Below are 18,024 nucleotides of genomic sequence, written 5' to 3'. Positions count from 1 at the left end.
TGCCAGGTGCGTTTTACCCGCCAAGCATCACCCCAGGGACAACAGATCATTCTCAAAATGAACGGAGTTCAGCGCGTGCTTTTCAACCTACGCTTGCAGCGCCTTACCAGCCTCTCGGTGATCATCGCCGCCCTCAGCCTCGGTGCCTGCAACAGCACCAGCACCCCCGACCTGCCGCCCGCCCCGGAGCTGGGTTCGGGTTATCGCACGGACATGACGGTACGCCACGCCGAACGCCATATGGCGGCGGCGGCCAACCCGCTGGCGGCCGAAGCCGGGCGCAAGATCCTGCGCCAGGGTGGCTCGGCGATTGACGCGGCCATCGCCATGCAAGCGGTGCTGACACTGGTGGAGCCGCAGTCCTCGGGGATCGGTGGTGGCGCCTTTATCATGCTGTGGGATGGCAAGCAGGTACGGGCCTATGACGGCCGTGAAACGGCCCCGGCCGGCGCCACGGCCGATATGTTGTTGAAGGCCGACGGCACACCGATGGCGTTTGCCCAGGCGCAGATCGGTGGTCGTTCGGTCGCCACCCCCGGTGTGCTGCGCGCGCTGAAGATGGCCCACGAACACAGCGGCCGTCTGCCCTGGGCGCAGTTGTTTGTGCCGGCGATCCAGCTGTCCGAGCAAGGCTTTGCGATTTCCCCGCGCCTGCACAGCCTGATCGCCGCCGATCGCTACATCAGCCAGTCACCGGACATGGCGGCGTACTTCCTCAACGCCGACGGCAGCCCGAAAGCCACCGGTACCCTGTTGAAAAACCCGGCGCTGGCCAATGTGTTCAAGCGCATCGCCAAGGAAGGACCCGACGCGCTGTACCACGGCCCGATCGCCGAGGAGATTGCACGCAAGGTCCAGGGTCATCAGAACACGGGGCGCCTTGCACTGAGCGATCTCAAGGGCTACCGCGCCAAGGAGCGCGCGCCGCTGTGTACCGACTACAAGCGCTGGCAAGTGTGCGGCATGCCACCGCCCTCTTCAGGCGGGGTGGCCATTGCGCAGATCCTCGGCACCTTGCAGGCCCTCGAAGCCCGCGACCCACGCTGGGCCCTGGCGCCGCTCAAGCCGGTGAAGAGCGCGACAGCCGCCGGCCTGGAACCGGTGCCCGAAGCGGTGCATCTGATTGCCGAAGCTGATCGCCTGGCTTACGCCGACCGTGGGCAATACGTCGCCGATACGGACTTCGTCCCGGTGCCGGTCGCGGGCCTGGTCGCCCCCGGCTACCTGGCCAGCCGCGCAGGATTGATCGGCGAACGCAGCATGGGCGTGGCCAAGCCCGGCCAACCGATGGGCGTTCAAGTGGCCTACGCGCCGGATCGCTCGCCGCTGCGCATTTCCACCTCGCAAGTGGTGGCCGTGGATGACCTGGGTGGCGCAGTGTCGATGACCACCACCATCGAAGCCGCGTTCGGTTCCCACGTCATGGTTCAGGGCTTCCTGCTGAACAATCAGATGACTGATTTTTCCTTTATCCCCGAGGAAAACGGCCAGCCGGTGGCCAACCGCATCGAGCCGGGCAAACGCCCCCGGTCGTCCATGGCGCCAACCCTGGTCTTCGACCGCCAAAGTGGCGAGCTGCTGGCCACGGTCGGCTCCCCCGGCGGATCGCAGATCATCGAATACGTGAGTAAATCCCTGGTGGGCATGCTCGACTGGAACCTCGACCCGCAAGCCGCCATCAGCCTGCCCAACTTCGGCAGCCGCAACGGCGCGACCGAGCTGGAGCAAGGGCTGTTCAGCGAGCCGTTGAAGGCGGCGCTCAAGGAGCGAGGGCATACCTTGAGCGAGATCGAGATGACCAGCGGCACCCAGGCCATCGTGCGAGTACGCGATGCCCAGGGTAAGGCGACCTGGAGTGGGGGCGCGGATCCGCGTCGTGAAGGGGAAGCGTTGGGGGATTGACCCAGGGTTGTATCGCCTTTACGGGCCTCATCGCTGGCAAGCCGGCTCCTACAAAGTTAACGGCAGAATACGCCATACCCTGTAGAAGCTGGCTTGCCGGCGATGGCGGTTGAAGCTTAGCGACTGATCTTCAGCCCCTTGCGCATCCCATGCCGCTCCAGCGCCAGTTCGATCAGGCGGCTGACCAGTTCGCTGTAGCTCATCCCCGCCGCCTGCCACAGCTTGGGATACATGCTGATGCGCGTGAACCCTGGCAGTGAGTTGACCTCATTGATCAGTACTTCACCGTCCTCGCAAAGAAACACATCGACCCGCGCCAGCCCGGCGCAGCCCAGCACTTCAAAGGCCTCGACGGCCAGGGCACGAATGCGTTCGCTGGCTTCGACGCTGATGTCCGCCGGCACCAGCACTTGGGCGGCCTGGTCGTCGATGTACTTGCTGTCGTAGGAATAGAAGCCGTCACGCACCACGATCTCACCACAACCGCTGGCGATGGGACGCTCGTTGCCCAGCACCGCGCATTCGATTTCGCGGCCTTTGACGGCAGACTCCACCAACACTTTTTCATCGAAACCCAGGGCCAGTTCAATCGCCGCCAGGTACTCGGCTTCGTCAGCCACCTTGCTCACGCCCACCGAGGAGCCTTGGTTGGCCGGTTTGACGAACAGGGGCAACCCCAGCTTTTGCCGAGCCTGATCGAAGGTTGTGCGTGCCGCGTTGCCACGGTTAAGGGTGATAAAGGGCGCCACGGCGATACCGGCATCACGCAACAGGCGCTTGCTGATGTCCTTGTCCATGCACACCGCCGACCCCAGCACGTCGGAACCCACAAACGGCAGGTCCGCCATGCGCAGCAAGCCTTGCAGGCAACCGTCTTCGCCGAGGGTGCCGTGGACGATGGGGAAGATCACATCGACGTGTTCCAGCAAGCCCTGGCCCGAGGTTTCCACCAGTTGCTGGCTGGCCTTGCCCGGCACCACCGCCAGTTCGCGGTTGGACTGGTTGAGGGCGATCAGCGCCGGGTTTTCCTGGTTGAGCAGGAAGTTCGAGGTGTCGTTGAGGTGCCAGTGGCCGGCCTTGTCGATGCCGATCAGTACCGGCTCGAAGCGCGTGCGGTCGAGGGCGTCGACGATGTTGCGTGCCGACTGCAAGGACACTTCATGCTCGGCCGAACGCCCACCAAAAATAATACCTACCCGCAACTTGCTCATAACCTGCCTCACATTTGAAATGTAGGGTTTATTACCACGAGCGGTCAGCAGCCTGCCACCGTTGAGGCCGCGCACAATCGTTCAAGACCCTGGCAGACAGCCGCCCCAGACTCAGTTAACGTAACTCCATCCGACATATTTCGAAAACATCCCATGGGCAAACCCACTGCAAATATCGACTGGCTGCACCGGGCGCCTCATGCCAGCGGCCTGGAGCGGATCGAGGCATATTTCTCCGGGTTCGGCTTCGACCCTCATCGCCACGATACGTACGCCATCGGCCATACCCTGTTCGGTGTGCAGAGCTTTCATTATCGCGGCGGCCAGACCCACAGCCTGCCGGGCACGACCATGGTGATCCACCCCGACGAAGTCCACGATGGCTGGGCCGGCAGCGACGAGGGCTTCAAGTACCGGATGATTTATGTGGAGCCGGCGCAGATCCAGCAGGTTCTCGGCGGCAAGCCGTTGCCGTTTATCCACAACGGGCTGTCCAACGACCCATGGCTGCACCGGGCCTGCCAGGCCTTTGTGCAGCAGCTCGACTGCCCGCTGGACCCGCTGCAGGAGCAGGACGCGTTGTTCGACCTGGCCCACGCCCTGAACAACGCGTCGGGCATCAGCGTCAGCCGCAAGACGTTTGATTACCAGGCCGCCGAGCGGGCCCGGGAATTTATCCACAGCGCCCTGGGGCGCAGCATCACCCTGGATGAAATGGCCGCGCACTGCGGGCGGGATCGCTGGGCCTTGTCGCGGGACTTTCGCCTGTTGTTCGGCACCAGCCCCTATCGTTACCTGACCATGCGCCGCCTGGATCTGGTGCGCAACCTGCTGGGCCAGGGCCAGTCACTGGTGGATGCGGCGCTGATCGCCGGGTTCACCGACCAGAGCCACATGACCCGGCAGTTTCGCAGTACCTTTGGCATACCGCCTTCGCGGTGGGTGAAGATGCTAGGCCGATAAGCCAATAGAAACGGTAGGACCAAGCTCGCTCCTACAGAAAATCCAAGCCGCCTGCAGAACAGGTCCGGACCGCAATGACCCCAGCCTCATTGCCACCAGCGCCCCGAGTGTGAGAAGAAAGGATGCGCTACCACCACCGCGAGGTTTTCCACGGATGAACCTGACATTGACGCCCCCCCAGTGGGATGACGTGAACGAGCTGCTGGCGTTCGAGCTGGCCAATCGGGCCTTTTTCGAAAGTTGGATCAATGCCCGGCCCGAGGCTTACTACAACGTGGAAGGGGTACAACGCGCCATCGAGAGTGCGCTGCTGGAGGCCAGTGAAGACCGCGCCTATCAGTACCTGATCCGCGAAAACGGCGTGCTGGTGGGGCGGATCAACTTTACCCAGGTGCGCCGCCGCTACTATCACTCAGCGTCCCTGGGCTATCGCATGGGGGCCGAGTTCACGGGGCGCGGCCTGGCCCGGCAAGCTGTGGCACTGGGCCTGCAAAAAGCCTTTGGCGAGCACGCCCTCAAGCGCATCGAGGCCACCGTGCGCCCGGAAAACCCGGGCTCGTTGCGGGTGTTGCAGCGCAGCGGTTTTACCCAGTATGGGCATTCACGCAAGGCGTTCCTGCTCGACGGGCAGTGGTTCGACCTATTGCTGTTCGAGGTCCACGCCCCCTGACTGGCTGGCCAAACACAGCTCCTGCCTTTGAGCCGGCCTGCGGCCTAGCTGGATAACTGATTGGCAAACTGGCCAACCGCACTCACTACTTTCTGCGCGCCGTCCTGGATCTCGACGATCACCGTACCGGCCTCGGCCGCCAGGGACAGCCCCTGCTCGGCCTGCAGCCGGCCATCGGTCATCAGCGCCACGGCATCGCGGGCCATGTCCTGGTTCTGGCGCACCACGCCGACGATTTCTTCAGTGGCTTTGCTGGTACGCGAGGCCAACTGCCGCACTTCATCGGCCACCACCGCAAACCCGCGCCCCTGCTCGCCGGCACGGGCCGCTTCGATGGCGGCGTTGAGCGCCAGTAGGTTGGTTTGCTCGGCAATCCCGCTGATGGTCTTGACGATACTGCCAATCACCTGGGACTGAGCATTCAGGGCCTCGATCCCCTCACCCGCCTGTTCCATGTGTTTGGCCAGGTCGCGCATCACCTCCACCGCCTGGGTGACCACGGCGGTACCGCGCTGGGCGCTGCTGTCGGTTTGCAGCGAGGTGCTGTAGGCAATGTTGGCAGCCTCGGCCACCGCGCGTTCCTGATTGATCTGGTCGGTGATCACCGTGGCGAACTTGACCACTTTGTACAGCCGGTTATTGGCATCCAGTACCGGGTTATAGGACGCTTCCAGCCAGACCTCGCGACCATGGGCGTCGACACGCTTGAAGCGCCCGGCCACAAACTCACCGCTGTTCAAACGCTTCCAGAACGCCTGGTACTCGGCGCTGTTGTAATCCTGCGGTTCACAGAACATACGGTGCGGCTTGCCCAGGATCTGCGCCAGGCTGTAACCCATGCCCTGCAGGAAACGCTCGTTGGCAGCCAGCACGTTGCCATTGAGGTCAAACTCGATCACCGCCGTGGAGCGCACCAGGGCGGTGATCAGGTTTTCGTGCTCGCGGGAGGCTTCGATGGTGCGGGTCAGGTCGCTGGAGTACACCGAAAACCGCTTGATGCGCCCATCCGAGCTCCGCACCGGCTGCACGATGGAACGCAACCACGCCTCCTTGCCGTTGCCGCGCAACAGGCGCACGGTGCCGGCATAGTGTTCGCCACGGCTCAGGGCGTTGTTGAAGCGCTGCTGGAATTCATCGCGTTTCACATGCTCGGGCACAAACCCGTGAATGGCATGGCCCAGCAGGTCGCTGGATTTGTAGAGCATTTCGTCGAGGAAGTTCTGGTTGACCGACTCGATCCGGCCCTCGGGGTCCAGGCTCAGGGCCAGCATCTCGCTCTCCAGGCTTTCCTGGACCTGCTGAAGGCTGGACAGTTCTTCGCGAAGAGCGGACAGCTCCTGCTTCAAGCGGGTATTGAACATAGGAACACCAGAGGGCAGAGATGAGTGGTTTATCTAACCATCGGCGCTTCTGGCGTTTTCTGAAGAGGGCTTGAGTGTTCGACTCAACTATTTTTTCAGTCCCTCAACAGCCGTTGTGACGGGGCCGCCTCAGGACCTGGGACTCCAAGGTAACCAACGCCGCGTTTCAGGGGGCTCGCGTGCGGATTGCCAATCCGTCATCCCGTGTGGAGCTGGCAAAATTGTAATGCGCATGCCACCTCGGCGTTATCCGCTGTTTGCAACTATGAGCCGGGCTCCCCTTATCAGGGACAGCTCTCCAATAAGAACGCCCCAGGCGACTAAAAAGCTCATAGCTGCCAACACCGAGGAGCGATACATGCGTACTAACCGCACACTTTCCCTTTCCATCATTGCGGCACTGGCCAGCGCTGCACCGCTGGCGGGCATGGCCGCAGGAGATAAACCCGAGGGTTTTATCGAAGGCAGTACGTTGAACGTGCTGGCACGCAACTTTTACTTCAACCGCGATGACCGCAAAGGCCAGTCCAGCCCGACCGGCAACGGCTACTCAGAGGCGTGGGCCCAGGGCCTGATCGGCAAGTTCGAGTCCGGGTTCACCCAAGGCACTGTAGGGTTTGGCCTGGATGCCTTTGCGATGTATGGCTTGAAGCTCGACTCCGGCACCGGGCGCAGCGGCGGCCGGGGTTCCTTCGACATGTTGCCGGTGGACAGCGACAATCGCCCTGAAGACGACTACAGCAAACTCGGCGGTGCCGTAAAAATGCGCCTGTTGGATACGGTGGTCAAAGTCGGCGATGTCTTTCCACAAACCCCGGTGGTGCATTACGGCGACTCACGCCTGCTGCCGGAAAGCTTTCGCGGCGTGACCCTGGAAAACACCAGCCTGGAAGGCTTGACCCTGCAGGGCGGACGCTTGCACGCCATGAGCCAGCCGAACAGCAGCAGTATGCGTGACGGCTTCGCGACGTTTTATGCCGGCAACCTCAACTCGCCCTGGGTCGGTTACTTCGGTGGCGACTATCAGTTGAACCCGCACCTGAGCCTCAGCCTCTACAGCAGCCGCTTGAAAGACGCCTGGGACCAGTACTACTTCGGCACCGCCGCCAGCTATCCGCTGACGGAAGAAGTCTCGCTGTTTGGCGGTTTCAACTACTACAACACCCAGGACGAGGGTAAAAAACTGCTGGGCGAACTCAACAACAACATCTGGAGTGCCAAGCTCGGGGTCAAGGTCGGCGCCCATCGCCTGGCCCTCTCGCACCAGCGCAACAACGGCAACAATGACTTCGACTACCTGCGCCAGTCGGACTCGATCTTCCTCGACAACTCGATCCAGTACAGCGATTTCAACTCGCCGAAGGAGCGCTCGTGGGCGCTGCGCTACGACCTGGATATGCAGCCCTTCGGCATTCCCGGCCTATCGTTCATGACCCGTTATGGCAAAGGCACCGGCGCCGATTACAGCAACGCCAACGCGGTATATATGCGCCGTGATGCCGCGGGCGACCCGCTGACTGACCAGCGCCGCTGGGAGCGCGACATCGAGGCCAAATATGTATTTCAGGGCGGCAGTTTGAAAGACCTGTCCCTGCGCATTCGCCAGGCCACGGTGCGCTCCAGTGCCTTTGAATCAGACCTGGAAGAGTTCCGGCTGATCATGGAGTACCCGCTGGCCATCCTCTGATAGGCCCCAACGGCAAGTGCTTACATTCACTTGCCGTTGACTAGCACTTCTTCACAATTGGCAGTCTGTCAGAACTGTAATATGCGCCTCACGTTCTCGTTAAGTTGCACTTCATATACTGCCCGCATCGACCGGCCGAGTAGCTTTGGGCAACTAACGGCACGGGTCTTTTGCGGAGAAGGTTGATGAAGGTACTGCATAGTTTATTCACCGGTTTGCTCATTGCGGCCTCCACCGCAGCGCTGGCCGACGATGGCGGCGAGCGCTCCCGTCAGTTGCTGGCTGAATTTCGCCAGCAACAGCAACAAATCCATGGCACCCAAGTGCTAGCCCAGCAAACACCCGCGCCCTCGACCTGAGCGGCGCACTCCGAGCACATTCATCTCTTGAAGCTTTTTTTGTGGAGCTCCTTTGGAAGGAGATGAATTTTTAGCGCCCTCACGGGCGCTTTTTTTTGCCTGCCCAGTGGAGTCAAAGCCCCGCCCACAGCGACCAATCGTCGCACCTGTGCCCAAACAGCATGATTGCGCGGGATGCGCCTTGACCCTGAAGTAGCTTCAAGGCTCAGAATTTTCCTACTTTTGGGACTACAGCCCTTATCTCGCGTAGCTCCCGTCGCCTATCCGCTTACCAGTATGAGGTCAATCTGCATGCGTATCCTTGTGGTTGAGGACGAGCCAAAAACTGCCGACTACTTGCATCAAGGCTTGAGTGAAAGTGGTTATGTCGTCGATTGTGCCGCCAGCGGCATCGACGGCCTGCACCTGGCCGAGCAACACCGCTACGAACTGGTGATCCTTGACGTCAACCTGCCCGGCAAGGACGGCTGGCAGGTGCTGGAACAACTGCGCCGCAACAACACCTTGCGGGTGATGATGCTCACCGCCCGTGGCCGGCTGGCCGACAAGATCAAGGGCCTGGACATGGGCGCCGATGATTACCTGGTCAAACCCTTCGAGTTTCCCGAATTGCTGGCCAGGGTGCGTTCATTGCTGCGACGCAGCGAGCCGATTGCGCTGCCGGAAGTATTCCGCGTCTCGGACCTGGAGCTGGACCCACGTCGTCACCGAGCGTACCGGGGCACGCGGCGCATCGACCTGACCACCAAGGAGTTCACGCTGTTGCAGGTTTTGATGCGCCAGAGCGGCGAAGTCCTGACGCGCACGCAGATCATTTCCCTGGTCTGGGACATGAACTTCGACTGCGACACCAACGTGGTGGAGGTGTCGATCAGCCGGCTACGGGCCAAGATCGACGACCAGAGCGAGGTCAAGTTGATCCATACCATTCGTGGCGTGGGCTATGTGCTGGAAGCGCGCCAATGAGACCTGGCAGTTTATCCATGCGCCTGGGGCTCACCGTCAGCCTGATGGGCGCCGGCCTGGTGCTGTTGCTGGCGACCCTGGCGTACCTGGCCCTCACCCACGAGCTGGAAAACCTCGCGCGCAAGGGCCTGGAAAGCAAGATGGAGCAGATCCAGCACAGCCTGCTGCAGGATCTCAACACCCGCGACATCAGCGCCCGGCCCCATTCGCTGCTGGACCTGGTGATGGGCCACGACAATTTCTACCTGACCATCATCGGCCCGTCGCCCGCCAATACGGTGCTGCTGAGCGTCGGCGCCAAACCCCAGGAACCCTTGCTGCTCGACTTTGCCGCCAGGCCGACCCTGGGCTTTTTCAACTGGACCGATGGGCGCGGCAACCAGATCCTCAGCGCGTCGAGCCTGATGCCCCTGCACACCGGGGAGAAGGTGCGGGTGCTGCTGTCCCTGGACCGTTCCGACGACCAGGCGCTGCTCAGTGCCTATCTGCAATCCACGGTTATCGCCCTGCCGCTGTTGCTGATCCTGATCGGCATGGGCGCCTGGTGGCTGGTGCAGCGCGGGCTGGCACCGCTGCAGCAATTCAGCCGCGTCGCCGGCAAAGTCACCACCCAGGACCTGAGCCATCGCCTGGCCGTCGAGAATCTACCCCGGGAACTCAGCGAACTGGCGCGGGGCATCAATGTGATGCTCGACCGGCTGGATGCCGGTGTGCAGCAGTTGTCGCAATTCTCCGACGACCTGGCCCACGAACTGCGTGCGCCCCTGACCAACCTGATGGGTAAGGCCCAGGTGACACTGTCCCGCGCCCGGGCGCCCGACGAGTACAAATCGGCGCTGGAGTCCAGCACCGAAGAGCTGGACCGCTTAGCGCGGATCGTCGCCGACATGCTGTTTCTCGCCCAGGTCAGCCATCCGGCGGCGCGGGTGTCGTTTACCACGGTGAACCTGCGGGATGAAGCGCTGCGGGTCATGGACCTGTTTGCCTTGAGCGCCGAAGACAAAGGGTTGCGCCTGAACCTGGCCGGCGACGCCTGGGTCCTGGGGGATCGGCTGATGATCCAGCGGGCCATTTCCAACCTGCTGTCCAATGCGATCCGCCACAGCCCGCACGGCTCTGGCATTGCCTTGCAGATCGACAGCCACGACCAGCGCGTCTCACTCACCGTGAGCAACCCTGGCGCAGGCATTGAAGCGCAACACCTGCCCCACCTGTTCGAACGTTTCTACCGCGCCGACAACAGCCGCGCCCGCAGCGAGGGCGGCACCGGGCTGGGCCTGGCGATTGTGCGTTCGATCATCAGCCTGCACCAGGGCCAGGCCGAGGCCACCAGCGTGCTGGGTGGCGTGACCTCGTTCCGACTGATATTCCCCGCCCTGTCTGCCGCCCCAAAAGCCCCGTAGCAACCCTCTTAGTGGTCCGGCCCCCTGCTGAACATGCTTGCCATGGCCAGCTGGGGGGTTGTTGTGGTGAGGGAGCTTGCCCCACTCCCCCAAGGTCACTGGGGCTCCTGCTCCTCATCGCGACGATGGGCCCAGTGGTAGAGCGCAGGCAGTACCAGCAACGTCAGCAGCGTCGAAGAAATAATCCCGCCAATCACCACCGTCGCCAGTGGCCGTTGCACTTCAGCGCCGGTGCCGGTGGCCAGGGCCATGGGGATAAACCCGAGGGACGCGACCAGCGCGGTCATCAACACCGGGCGCAAACGGGTCAGTGCCCCCTCGTTGATCGCCACCGTCAGCGAACGCCCTTCCTCGCGCAGGTTGCGGATAAACGCGATCATCACCAGGCCATTGAGCACTGCCACCCCCGACAGCGCGATAAACCCCACCCCGGCGGAAATCGACAACGGAATATCGCGCAACCACAGCGCCATGATCCCACCGGTCAGGGCGAAGGGAATCCCGGTGAACACCAGCAACCCATCCTTGAGGTTGTTGAACATCATGAACAACAAGCCGAACACCAGCAGCAATGCCACCGGCACCACCACCTGCAGGCGCTCTGACGCCTCCTTGAGTTGCTCGAACTGGCCGCCCCAGGTGGTCCAGTAGCCGGCGGGGATTTTCACCTGTGTCGCCAACGCGTTTTCCGCCTCGGCAACAAAGGAGCCGATATCCCGCCCCCGCACGTTGGCGCTGACGATCACCAGGCGCTTGCCGTTTTCGCGGCTGATCTGGTTCGGGCCCAGCACCAGGTCCAGGCTGGCCACTTGCGACAAGGCGATAAAGCCCAATTGCCCCGTGGTATTGCCGGCCAGCGCCGGGATCGGGATCAACAGCCGCGACAAGCCCTCGATATCGGTACGCAGGGTTTCCGACAAGCGCACGACCATGTCAAAGCGTCGGTCGCCTTCGTACATCGTGCCGGCCTGGCGCCCACCCACGGCCACCGCGATGGTGTCTTGCACATCGCCCACGTTCAGGCCAAAGCGCGCGGCCTTGTCGCGGTCGATGTTGATGGTCAGCACCGGCAGGCCGGAGGTCTGTTCCACTTTCACTTCCGAGGCACCATCGAGCTTCTGCAAGGTTTCGGCAATCTCCCCGGCAGTCTTGTTCAGCACCGCCATATCATCGCCAAACACCTTCACCGCCACATCGCTGCGCACCCCGGAAATCAACTCGTTGAACCGCAGCTGGATCGGTTGCGACAACTCGTACTGGCTGCCCGGCACAATCGCACTGGCGCGCTGGATATCGGCGATCAGGGCTTCGCGGGACTTTTTCGGATCCGGCCACTGGTCCTTGGGTTTGAGCATCAGATAGGCGTCGGAAATATTCGGTGGCATCGGGTCGGAGGCAATTTCTGCGGTGCCGGTACGGGCAAATACCCGCTGGATTTCCGGCACCTGTTCCATCAAGGTTTTTTCCAGTTGCTGTTGCATCTGCACCGACTGCGTGAGGCTGGTGCCCGGCACGCGCAAGGCTTGCTGGGCGAAGTCACCTTCACTGAGGCTGGGGATAAACTCGCTACCCATGCGGCTGGCCACGGCGCCGGAGAGCACGATGGTCAACAGTGCCAGGCCAAACGCCCAGGTACGGTGCGCCATCACCCAATCCAGCACCGGCGCATAACCCCGGCGCGCGTTGCGCATCACCCAGTTTTCGTCTTCCTTGACCTTGCCGGTGACAAACAGCGCAATCGCCGCGGGGACAAACGTCACCGACAGAATCATCGCGCCCAGCAAGGCCATGACTACGGTGAACGCCATGGGGTGGAACATTTTCCCGGCCACGCCCGTCAAGGCGAAGATCGGCAGGTACACCACCATGATGATCAGTTGTCCAAAGATCAGCGCACGGCGCGCTTCCTTGGCGGCGGCGAACACTTCGTGCAGGCGCTCGCTACGGGTCAGCAGGCGGCCATGGCGTTGCTGCGCATGGGCCAGGCGGCGGATCGCATTCTCGACGATCACCACCGCACCATCGACGATAATCCCGAAGTCCAGCGCGCCCAGGCTCATCAGGTTGGCGCTGACCTTGTTGGTGAACATCCCGGTAAACGTGAACAGCATGGCCAGCGGAATCACCATCGCGGTGATCAACGCCGCGCGGATATTGCCGAGGAACAAGAACAGAACCACGATCACCAGCAGCGCACCTTCGAAGAGGTTTTTCTTCACGGTGGCGATGGCTTTTTCCACCAGGTTGGTGCGGTCGTAAACCGTGACCGCGACCACGCCTTCGGGCAGTGAGCGGTTGATCTCTTCGAGCTTTTTCGCCACGGCCTGGGACACGGTGCGGCTGTTTTCGCCGATCAACATAAAGACCGTGCCGAGCACCACTTCACGACCATTTTCGGTGGCTGCACCAGTACGCAGCTCACGGCCGATATCGACCTGGGCCACATTGCGCACGCGGATCGGCGTGCCGTCCACGGTATTGATCACGATATTGGCGATGTCGTCGATGGACGCCACCTGCCCCGGCGCGCGAATCAGCAACTGCTCGCCGCTGCGCTCGATATACCCGGCGCCAACGTTGGCGTTGTTGCGCTCCAGCGCCGTCACCAGATCACTCAAGGTCAGGTTGTAGGCCGCCAGGCGCTTGGGGTCCGGGGCGATCTGGTATTCCTTGGCAAAGCCGCCGATGGTATTGATCTCGGCCACGCCGGGCACGTTGCGCAACTGTGGCTTGATGATCCAGTCCTGGATCACCCGCAGGTCCGTCGGGGTGTAGGCCGAGCCGTCTTCCTTGCGCGCGCCGTCTTCAGCCTCCACGGTCCACAGGAATATTTCCCCGAGCCCCGTGGAAATCGGCCCCATCGCCGTTTCAATGCCGTCCGGCAGTTGCTCGCGGGCCACTTGCAGCCGCTCATTCACCAGTTGCCGGGCGAAGAACAGATCAGTGCCGTCCTTGAAGATCACCGTGACCTGGGACAGCCCCGAGCGCGACAGTGAACGAGTCTGCTGCAAGCCCGGCAGGCCGGCCATGGCGGTTTCGATGGGAAAGGTGATGCGCTGCTCGGTTTCCAGCGGCGAAAAACCGGCCGCCGCCGAGTTGATCTGCACCTGGACGTTGGTGATGTCCGGCACCGCGTCGATCGGCAGTTTCTGGTAGCTGGCGATGCCGACACCGGCCATCAGCAACACGGCCAGCAGCACGATGATGCGCTGCTCGATGGCAAATTGAATCAGACGTTCAAACATGGGCAATCACTCGCAGGATCAATGGGCGTGCTCGGCCGAAGCCTTGCCCAGCTCGGACTTGAGGACGAAGCTGCCAACGGCCGCCACCTGGGCGCCGGCCTCCAGGCCCTGGCGCACTTCGACGAAGCCGTTTTCACTGAGCCCCAGCTCAACGTGGCGGGTGGCGAAGCCTTCGGCGGTGCGCACAAACAGCGACGGTTTGTCTTCCACGGTCTGGATCGCCTCCACCGGCACGGTGACCGGCGCCGAGTAGGTATCCGTGGCCACCTGCACCGCCACGAACAACCCGGGGCGCCACGAGTCGTCGGGGTTGGGTACGTTGACCCGGACCATTGCGGTGCGGGTCTGCTCGCCCAGCAGGTTGCCGACATAGGCCACGGTGCCCATCACATCGGTGCCCATTTCCGTGGAGCTGACCTTCACCGGCCGGCCCACCTGGACCTTGTTCAAGTCCTTGGGAAACACCCCAAACGTGACCCACACCTGGGACAGGTCCGACAGGGTGAAGGCAGCGCTGGTCTCACTCACCACTTCGCCGACACCCAGGTGTTTTTCCACCACCACCCCGGCAAACGGCGCACGCAACTCGTAGCGATTGCCGCCGACCAGAACCGCGCTGCCGCTCAAGGCATTCATCTTTTGCCGCGCATTGTTCAGGGCGATCTCGGCCTCTTGCAGGGTCTGGCGGGCCAGCAGGTAATCCTGTTCGGCAGAGATTTTGTCCTGCCATAACTGGCGCTCGCGCTGGAAGGTGGTGCGGGCCAGCTCGACCCGGCGTTCGCTGGCGGCCAACTCACTGCGCTGATCGGAAATCTGCTGGCTGGCGATCACCGCCAATAGCTCGCCCTGCTTGACCTTCTGACCAAGGTTGACCCTGACCGACTCCACCACACCCGCTGCACGGGGCACGATATGCGAGGTGCGGTCTTCATCGAATCGCACCTCGCCCGGCAACGACAGCACGCTGCTGATTTGCCGGGGCTGAGCCTTGGCCAGTTGAATGCCGGCGGCCTGGATCTGCTGCTCATTGAGCACCAGCACACCCTCTTCCTCTTCTTCCTCCGGTGCTTCGACGTGCGCTACCGGTGCCTGAGGCGCCACGCTGGTGGCCGGCCAAAACACTATCGCCCCGAGGGCGACGGCCACTGCAACGGCCAAAGCCAGGCCTTGTAGTTTGTTCATGGGGAACTCCTGAAAGATCAAATGCGGGCGAGGTCGCCGTAAATCCGTTCGATGCGCACCCAGGCATCGGTGGCCTGGGCGAGTGCGGCGAGGTATTGGGTGCGGGCGGCGATCAAGGTGCGCTGGGCGTCGAGTACCTCGAGGAAGTTGAACTTGCCCATCTCAAAACCACGGGTGGCGCTGTCCACCGCGCTTTGGGCGGCGGGCAGGATCACTTGGTTGAACGCGCGCACTTCACTGTTGGCCGTCGCCCACAGGTCCAGGGCCTGGCGGGTTTCGGTGCGCAGGCGCAGCTCGGTGGCGTTGCGCAAATCCCGGGCCTGGTCGGCACGGCGGCTGGCGGCCAGTACATTGCCCTGGTTGCGATTGAACAGCGGGATCGGCATCGATACGCCCACCAGGTTCACCCGCTCACGCACGCTGGCGTCGTACTGGCTGCCGATGGACACGTCGAGGTCGGGAATCCGCTGGGCCTTTTCCAGGCCCAGGCCGGCTTCCCGTTGCTGGATTTGCAGCTCCGCCAGGCGCAGCTCGGCGGTGCTCTCCAGGCGCGCCAACAGTTGGGTGGCCGAAGGCAACGCCGGGGTGCTCAGGGCCCCTGACTCGACACGCTCAAAGCCGATGTTGGCGCTGCCGGTGATGGCGGCCAGGCGGCGATAGGCATCACTCACACCAATCTCGGCGCGGCTGCGCTCCAGGCGGATTTCCGAGAGCTGTACCTGGGCGCGGGTAGCTTCGACCGGCGACGCCTTGCCCGCCGTGACCCGGCCATTGGCAATCACCAGGCCGCGCTCGGCCAGCGCCATCGAGCGTTGGGCCAGCTCCAGGCGTTCCTGGGCCCGCAGCGCACCATAAAAGCCCTCGATGACCTCGGCCCGCAGCAGGTTGCGCCGCTGCTCCAGTTCCTGGGCGGCCGCATCTTGTGCACGCGAGGCCACGTCGATGCGTGCCCCGCGCTTGCCGCCCAACTCCAGGGTCTGGCTCAGCTTGACGGTGGTGGTGCGCGTGCTGCGGCGGGTGTCTTCGGCGTCCCAGGAGGCCACCGGGTTGGGGATCAGCCCGGCCTGTTGCCGCCCACCCTGGGCAATCTCGATTTCCCACTGGGCTGCGGCCAGGTCCGGGTTGCCGGCAAACGCACTTTGCAGGGCCGATTCAAGGGTCAGGGTCTGGGCGCTTGCCACTTGGGACAGCGCCAAGACCCCCACTACAGAGCACACAATTGTTCTTAAAAACGTTGGCATAACAAGCGTTCCACACCCATGAGTTGGCGGACAAATCCAAGCAGGGGCAATGTAGCTTTCGCTCCTTATCAGAGGGGTGGCCGGAACATTACAAATCCGTTAGCAAAGGCTCTGTTCCGGGCTTTTGCTTTAATCTGCGCGCAACTATGCAGATCCTTTCTCCTGCCCCGAGGCACGCTCTACATGCGAATCCTGGTTATCGAAGATGAACTGAAAACGGCGGAGTACTTGCTTCAGGGACTGAGCGAAAGTGGCTATGTGGTCGACTGCGCGGCCAGCGGCGCCGACGGTGTGCACCTGGCGCGGCAATACGCCTATGACCTGGTGATCCTGGATGTGAACCTACCGCTGATGGACGGCTGGGAGGTGTTGCAACGCATCCGCCAGAGCAGCAACACACGCATCATGATGCTCACCGCCCAAGGGCGCCTGGCCGACAAAATCAAAGGCCTGGAACTGGGCGCCGACGACTATCTGGTCAAGCCTTTCGAGTTTCCCGAACTGCTGGCCCGGGTCCGCAGCCTGATGCGCCGCAGCATCGAGAGCGCAGTGCCGGACGTGCTGCGGGTGGCCGATCTGGAACTGGACCAGGGTCGCCACCGGGCCTTTCGCGGCAACCAGCGGATCGACCTGACCACCAAGGAGTTTGCCTTGCTGCACCTGCTGATGCGCCAGAGCGGCGTGGTGCTGTCACGCACGCAAATCATCTCGTTTGTGTGGGACATGAACTTCGATTGCGACACCAATGTGGTCGAGGTCTCGATCCGCCGCCTGCGCGCAAAGATCGACGACCCGTTCGAGCGCAAGTTGATCCATACCTTGCGCGGGGTGGGCTACGTGCTGGAAGAGCGCGAATAGCGGTCAGTGCGTGAGGGGTTCCTGATGAAAGCCCGCGCCTTCGATCTGAATGGTGACGTGGGAAATATCGAATTGCTCATGCAGCAATTCCGTCACCTGGGCGAGGACCTGTTGCTCGCTGCCCTGCGCCGGGTCCACCACCAGATGGGTGCTCAGCACGTTCTTGCCGCTGGTCAGGGCCCAGATGTGCAAGTCATGCACCTCCCTGACCCCTGGCACCGCGTGAATGGCCTGCTCTACCGCGTCGATATCAATGCCGTCCGGCACACCTTGCAGCAGCACGTTCATGCTGGCCTTGAGCAGTGTCCAGGTTCGCGGCACCACCCAAAAACCAATCGCGGCGGCCACCACCGAGTCGACCCAGCCCCAACCAGTGAGCATGATCAGCACGGCGGCAATGATCACCCCGATAGAACCGAGCATATCGCTCCAGACCTCCAGGTAGGCGCCCTTGACGTTCAGGCTCTCGCCACTGGCCGCGCTGAGCAGGCGCATGGAAATCAGGTTGACGATCAGGCCCAGCACGGCAATCACCAGCATGCCGGTGGACTGGATTTCGGCCGGCGCCTGCAGGCGCAGGTAAGCCTCATAGAGGATGTAGAACGCCACCCCGAACAGCAGCAACGCGTTGAACGCGGCGGCGAGGATTTCGAAGCGCGCATAGCCAAAGGTGCGCTTGCGGTCCGCAGCGCGCTTGGCCACCTGGATGGCCACCAGGGAAATGGCCAGGGCCAGGGCGTCGGTCATCATATGGGCGGCGTCGGACAACAGCGCCAGGCTGCCGGTGACAAAGGCGCCGATCACTTCGGCAATCATGAAACTGCCGGTCAGGCCCAGGGCCATCCATAACTTGCGTTCATGACCGGCGCGTACGGTGGCGTGGCTGTGTCCTGCACTCATGGCATGTCCTCGTGGGGGGATGTGCGCTGATCATAGAGCGATAAGGGGAAACCTTTGGTATGGATTTCACAATTGT

At 62.5% G+C, this 18,024-nt stretch carries 13 protein-coding genes and 2 pseudogenes; 8 read left to right on the top strand and 7 right to left on the bottom strand.

Annotated elements, in window-relative coordinates:
• Positions 1 to 57 precede the first annotated feature (57 nt).
• On the top strand, positions 58 to 1,902 hold the full coding sequence (gene ggt / locus HU773_RS05035; RefSeq protein WP_186625427.1) for a gamma-glutamyltransferase: 1,845 nt from the start codon (positions 58 to 60) through the stop codon (positions 1,900 to 1,902).
• Positions 1,903 to 2,018: 116 nt separating this feature from the next.
• Here ggt and ddlA read toward each other — a convergent pair whose 3' ends face one another.
• Positions 2,019 to 3,113, bottom strand: a complete 1,095-nt coding sequence (ddlA, locus tag HU773_RS05030; protein WP_057442032.1) for a D-alanine--D-alanine ligase — start codon at positions 3,111 to 3,113, stop codon at positions 2,019 to 2,021.
• A gap of 153 nt (positions 3,114 to 3,266) precedes the next feature.
• On the opposite strand from ddlA, the gene HU773_RS05025 reads away from it, so the two are divergent.
• Complete coding sequence (locus tag HU773_RS05025; protein WP_057442033.1) at positions 3,267 to 4,076, top strand: AraC family transcriptional regulator; 810 nt, start codon at positions 3,267 to 3,269, stop codon at positions 4,074 to 4,076.
• Between the two features lie 154 nt (positions 4,077 to 4,230).
• Positions 4,231 to 4,746 (top strand): GNAT family N-acetyltransferase, encoded by a 516-nt coding sequence (locus HU773_RS05020; protein ID WP_057442037.1) that lies wholly within the window; start codon positions 4,231 to 4,233, stop codon positions 4,744 to 4,746.
• 44 nt (positions 4,747 to 4,790) lie between these two features.
• Here the strand turns inward: HU773_RS05020 and HU773_RS27735 are convergent.
• Positions 4,791 to 5,222 (bottom strand): annotated as a pseudogene (locus HU773_RS27735) (methyl-accepting chemotaxis protein); the annotation flags it as partial.
• A 108-nt stretch (positions 5,223 to 5,330) separates the two neighbouring features.
• Positions 5,331 to 6,017: pseudogene (locus tag HU773_RS27730) on the bottom strand (PAS domain-containing protein); the annotation flags it as partial.
• A 448-nt stretch (positions 6,018 to 6,465) separates the two neighbouring features.
• Between HU773_RS27730 and HU773_RS05010 the strand changes: the two are divergent.
• From HU773_RS05010 to HU773_RS04995, 4 genes are all read left to right on the top strand, one after another.
• Entirely contained in the window at positions 6,466 to 7,794 is a 1,329-nt protein-coding gene (locus HU773_RS05010; protein ID WP_057958270.1) for an OprD family porin, read from the top strand.
• Positions 7,795 to 7,979: 185 nt separating this feature from the next.
• Positions 7,980 to 8,153 (top strand): hypothetical protein, encoded by a 174-nt coding sequence (locus HU773_RS05005; protein WP_169990520.1) that lies wholly within the window; start codon positions 7,980 to 7,982, stop codon positions 8,151 to 8,153.
• Between the two features lie 291 nt (positions 8,154 to 8,444).
• Complete coding sequence (locus tag HU773_RS05000) at positions 8,445 to 9,119, top strand: heavy metal response regulator transcription factor (RefSeq protein ID WP_057958269.1); 675 nt, start codon at positions 8,445 to 8,447, stop codon at positions 9,117 to 9,119.
• Positions 9,116 to 10,522 carry a heavy metal sensor histidine kinase gene (locus tag HU773_RS04995; protein ID WP_057442049.1) on the top strand — a complete coding sequence of 469 codons (1,407 nt, stop codon included), beginning with the start codon at positions 9,116 to 9,118 and terminating at the stop codon, positions 10,520 to 10,522. The genes HU773_RS05000 and HU773_RS04995 overlap by 4 nt, the downstream gene beginning before the upstream one ends.
• Before the next feature lie 95 nt (positions 10,523 to 10,617).
• Here the strand turns inward: HU773_RS04995 and HU773_RS04990 are convergent, their stop codons facing one another.
• From HU773_RS04990 to HU773_RS04980, 3 genes are read right to left on the bottom strand one after another with little or no spacing between them, the layout of a single operon-like run.
• Positions 10,618 to 13,767, bottom strand: coding sequence for a CusA/CzcA family heavy metal efflux RND transporter (locus HU773_RS04990; protein ID WP_057958267.1), 3,150 nt, complete (start codon positions 13,765 to 13,767; stop codon positions 10,618 to 10,620).
• A gap of 18 nt (positions 13,768 to 13,785) precedes the next feature.
• Positions 13,786 to 14,949, bottom strand: a complete 1,164-nt coding sequence (locus tag HU773_RS04985) for an efflux RND transporter periplasmic adaptor subunit (RefSeq protein ID WP_057958266.1) — start codon at positions 14,947 to 14,949, stop codon at positions 13,786 to 13,788.
• Between the two features lie 17 nt (positions 14,950 to 14,966).
• Positions 14,967 to 16,190: a TolC family protein gene (locus HU773_RS04980; protein ID WP_057958265.1), complete on the bottom strand. Its 1,224-nt coding sequence runs from the start codon at positions 16,188 to 16,190 to the stop codon at positions 14,967 to 14,969.
• A 183-nt stretch (positions 16,191 to 16,373) separates the two neighbouring features.
• On the opposite strand from HU773_RS04980, the gene HU773_RS04975 reads away from it, so the two are divergent.
• The gene (locus tag HU773_RS04975) at positions 16,374 to 17,048 is read left to right on the top strand and encodes a heavy metal response regulator transcription factor (RefSeq protein ID WP_057958264.1); all 675 of its coding nucleotides are present in this window, start codon (positions 16,374 to 16,376) and stop codon (positions 17,046 to 17,048) included.
• Positions 17,049 to 17,051: 3 nt separating this feature from the next.
• Here HU773_RS04975 and HU773_RS04970 read toward each other — a convergent pair whose 3' ends face one another.
• Complete coding sequence (locus tag HU773_RS04970; RefSeq protein ID WP_057958263.1) at positions 17,052 to 17,948, bottom strand: cation diffusion facilitator family transporter; 897 nt, start codon at positions 17,946 to 17,948, stop codon at positions 17,052 to 17,054.
• Between the last annotated feature and the right edge of the window lie 76 nt (positions 17,949 to 18,024).

Origin of the sequence: Pseudomonas shahriarae, assembly GCF_014268455.2 — a bacterium.
GTDB lineage: Bacteria > Pseudomonadota > Gammaproteobacteria > Pseudomonadales > Pseudomonadaceae > Aquipseudomonas > Aquipseudomonas shahriarae.
The sequence above is the reverse complement of the archived record's forward strand: the minus strand, read 5'-3'. Positions and strand labels throughout refer to the sequence as shown.

Bases quoted from the DNA above. Each gene is read 5' to 3' on its own strand.
- HU773_RS04970 (WP_057958263.1), bottom strand. From the start codon at position 17,948: ATGAGTGCAGGACACAGCCACGCCACCGTACGCGCCGGTCATGAACGC.
- HU773_RS04980 (WP_057958265.1), bottom strand. From the start codon at position 16,190: ATGCCAACGTTTTTAAGAACAATTGTGTGCTCTGTAGTGGGGGTCTTG.
- HU773_RS05010 (WP_057958270.1), top strand. From the start codon at position 6,466: ATGCGTACTAACCGCACACTTTCCCTTTCCATCATTGCGGCACTGGCC.
- HU773_RS04990 (WP_057958267.1), bottom strand. From the start codon at position 13,767: ATGTTTGAACGTCTGATTCAATTTGCCATCGAGCAGCGCATCATCGTG.
- HU773_RS04995 (WP_057442049.1), top strand. From the start codon at position 9,116: ATGAGACCTGGCAGTTTATCCATGCGCCTGGGGCTCACCGTCAGCCTG.
- ddlA (WP_057442032.1), bottom strand. From the start codon at position 3,113: ATGAGCAAGTTGCGGGTAGGTATTATTTTTGGTGGGCGTTCGGCCGAG.
- ggt (WP_186625427.1), top strand. From the start codon at position 58: ATGAACGGAGTTCAGCGCGTGCTTTTCAACCTACGCTTGCAGCGCCTT.
- HU773_RS05020 (WP_057442037.1), top strand. From the start codon at position 4,231: ATGAACCTGACATTGACGCCCCCCCAGTGGGATGACGTGAACGAGCTG.
- HU773_RS05000 (WP_057958269.1), top strand. From the start codon at position 8,445: ATGCGTATCCTTGTGGTTGAGGACGAGCCAAAAACTGCCGACTACTTG.
- HU773_RS05005 (WP_169990520.1), top strand. From the start codon at position 7,980: ATGAAGGTACTGCATAGTTTATTCACCGGTTTGCTCATTGCGGCCTCC.
- HU773_RS04975 (WP_057958264.1), top strand. From the start codon at position 16,374: ATGCGAATCCTGGTTATCGAAGATGAACTGAAAACGGCGGAGTACTTG.
- HU773_RS04985 (WP_057958266.1), bottom strand. From the start codon at position 14,949: ATGAACAAACTACAAGGCCTGGCTTTGGCCGTTGCAGTGGCCGTCGCC.
- HU773_RS05025 (WP_057442033.1), top strand. From the start codon at position 3,267: ATGGGCAAACCCACTGCAAATATCGACTGGCTGCACCGGGCGCCTCAT.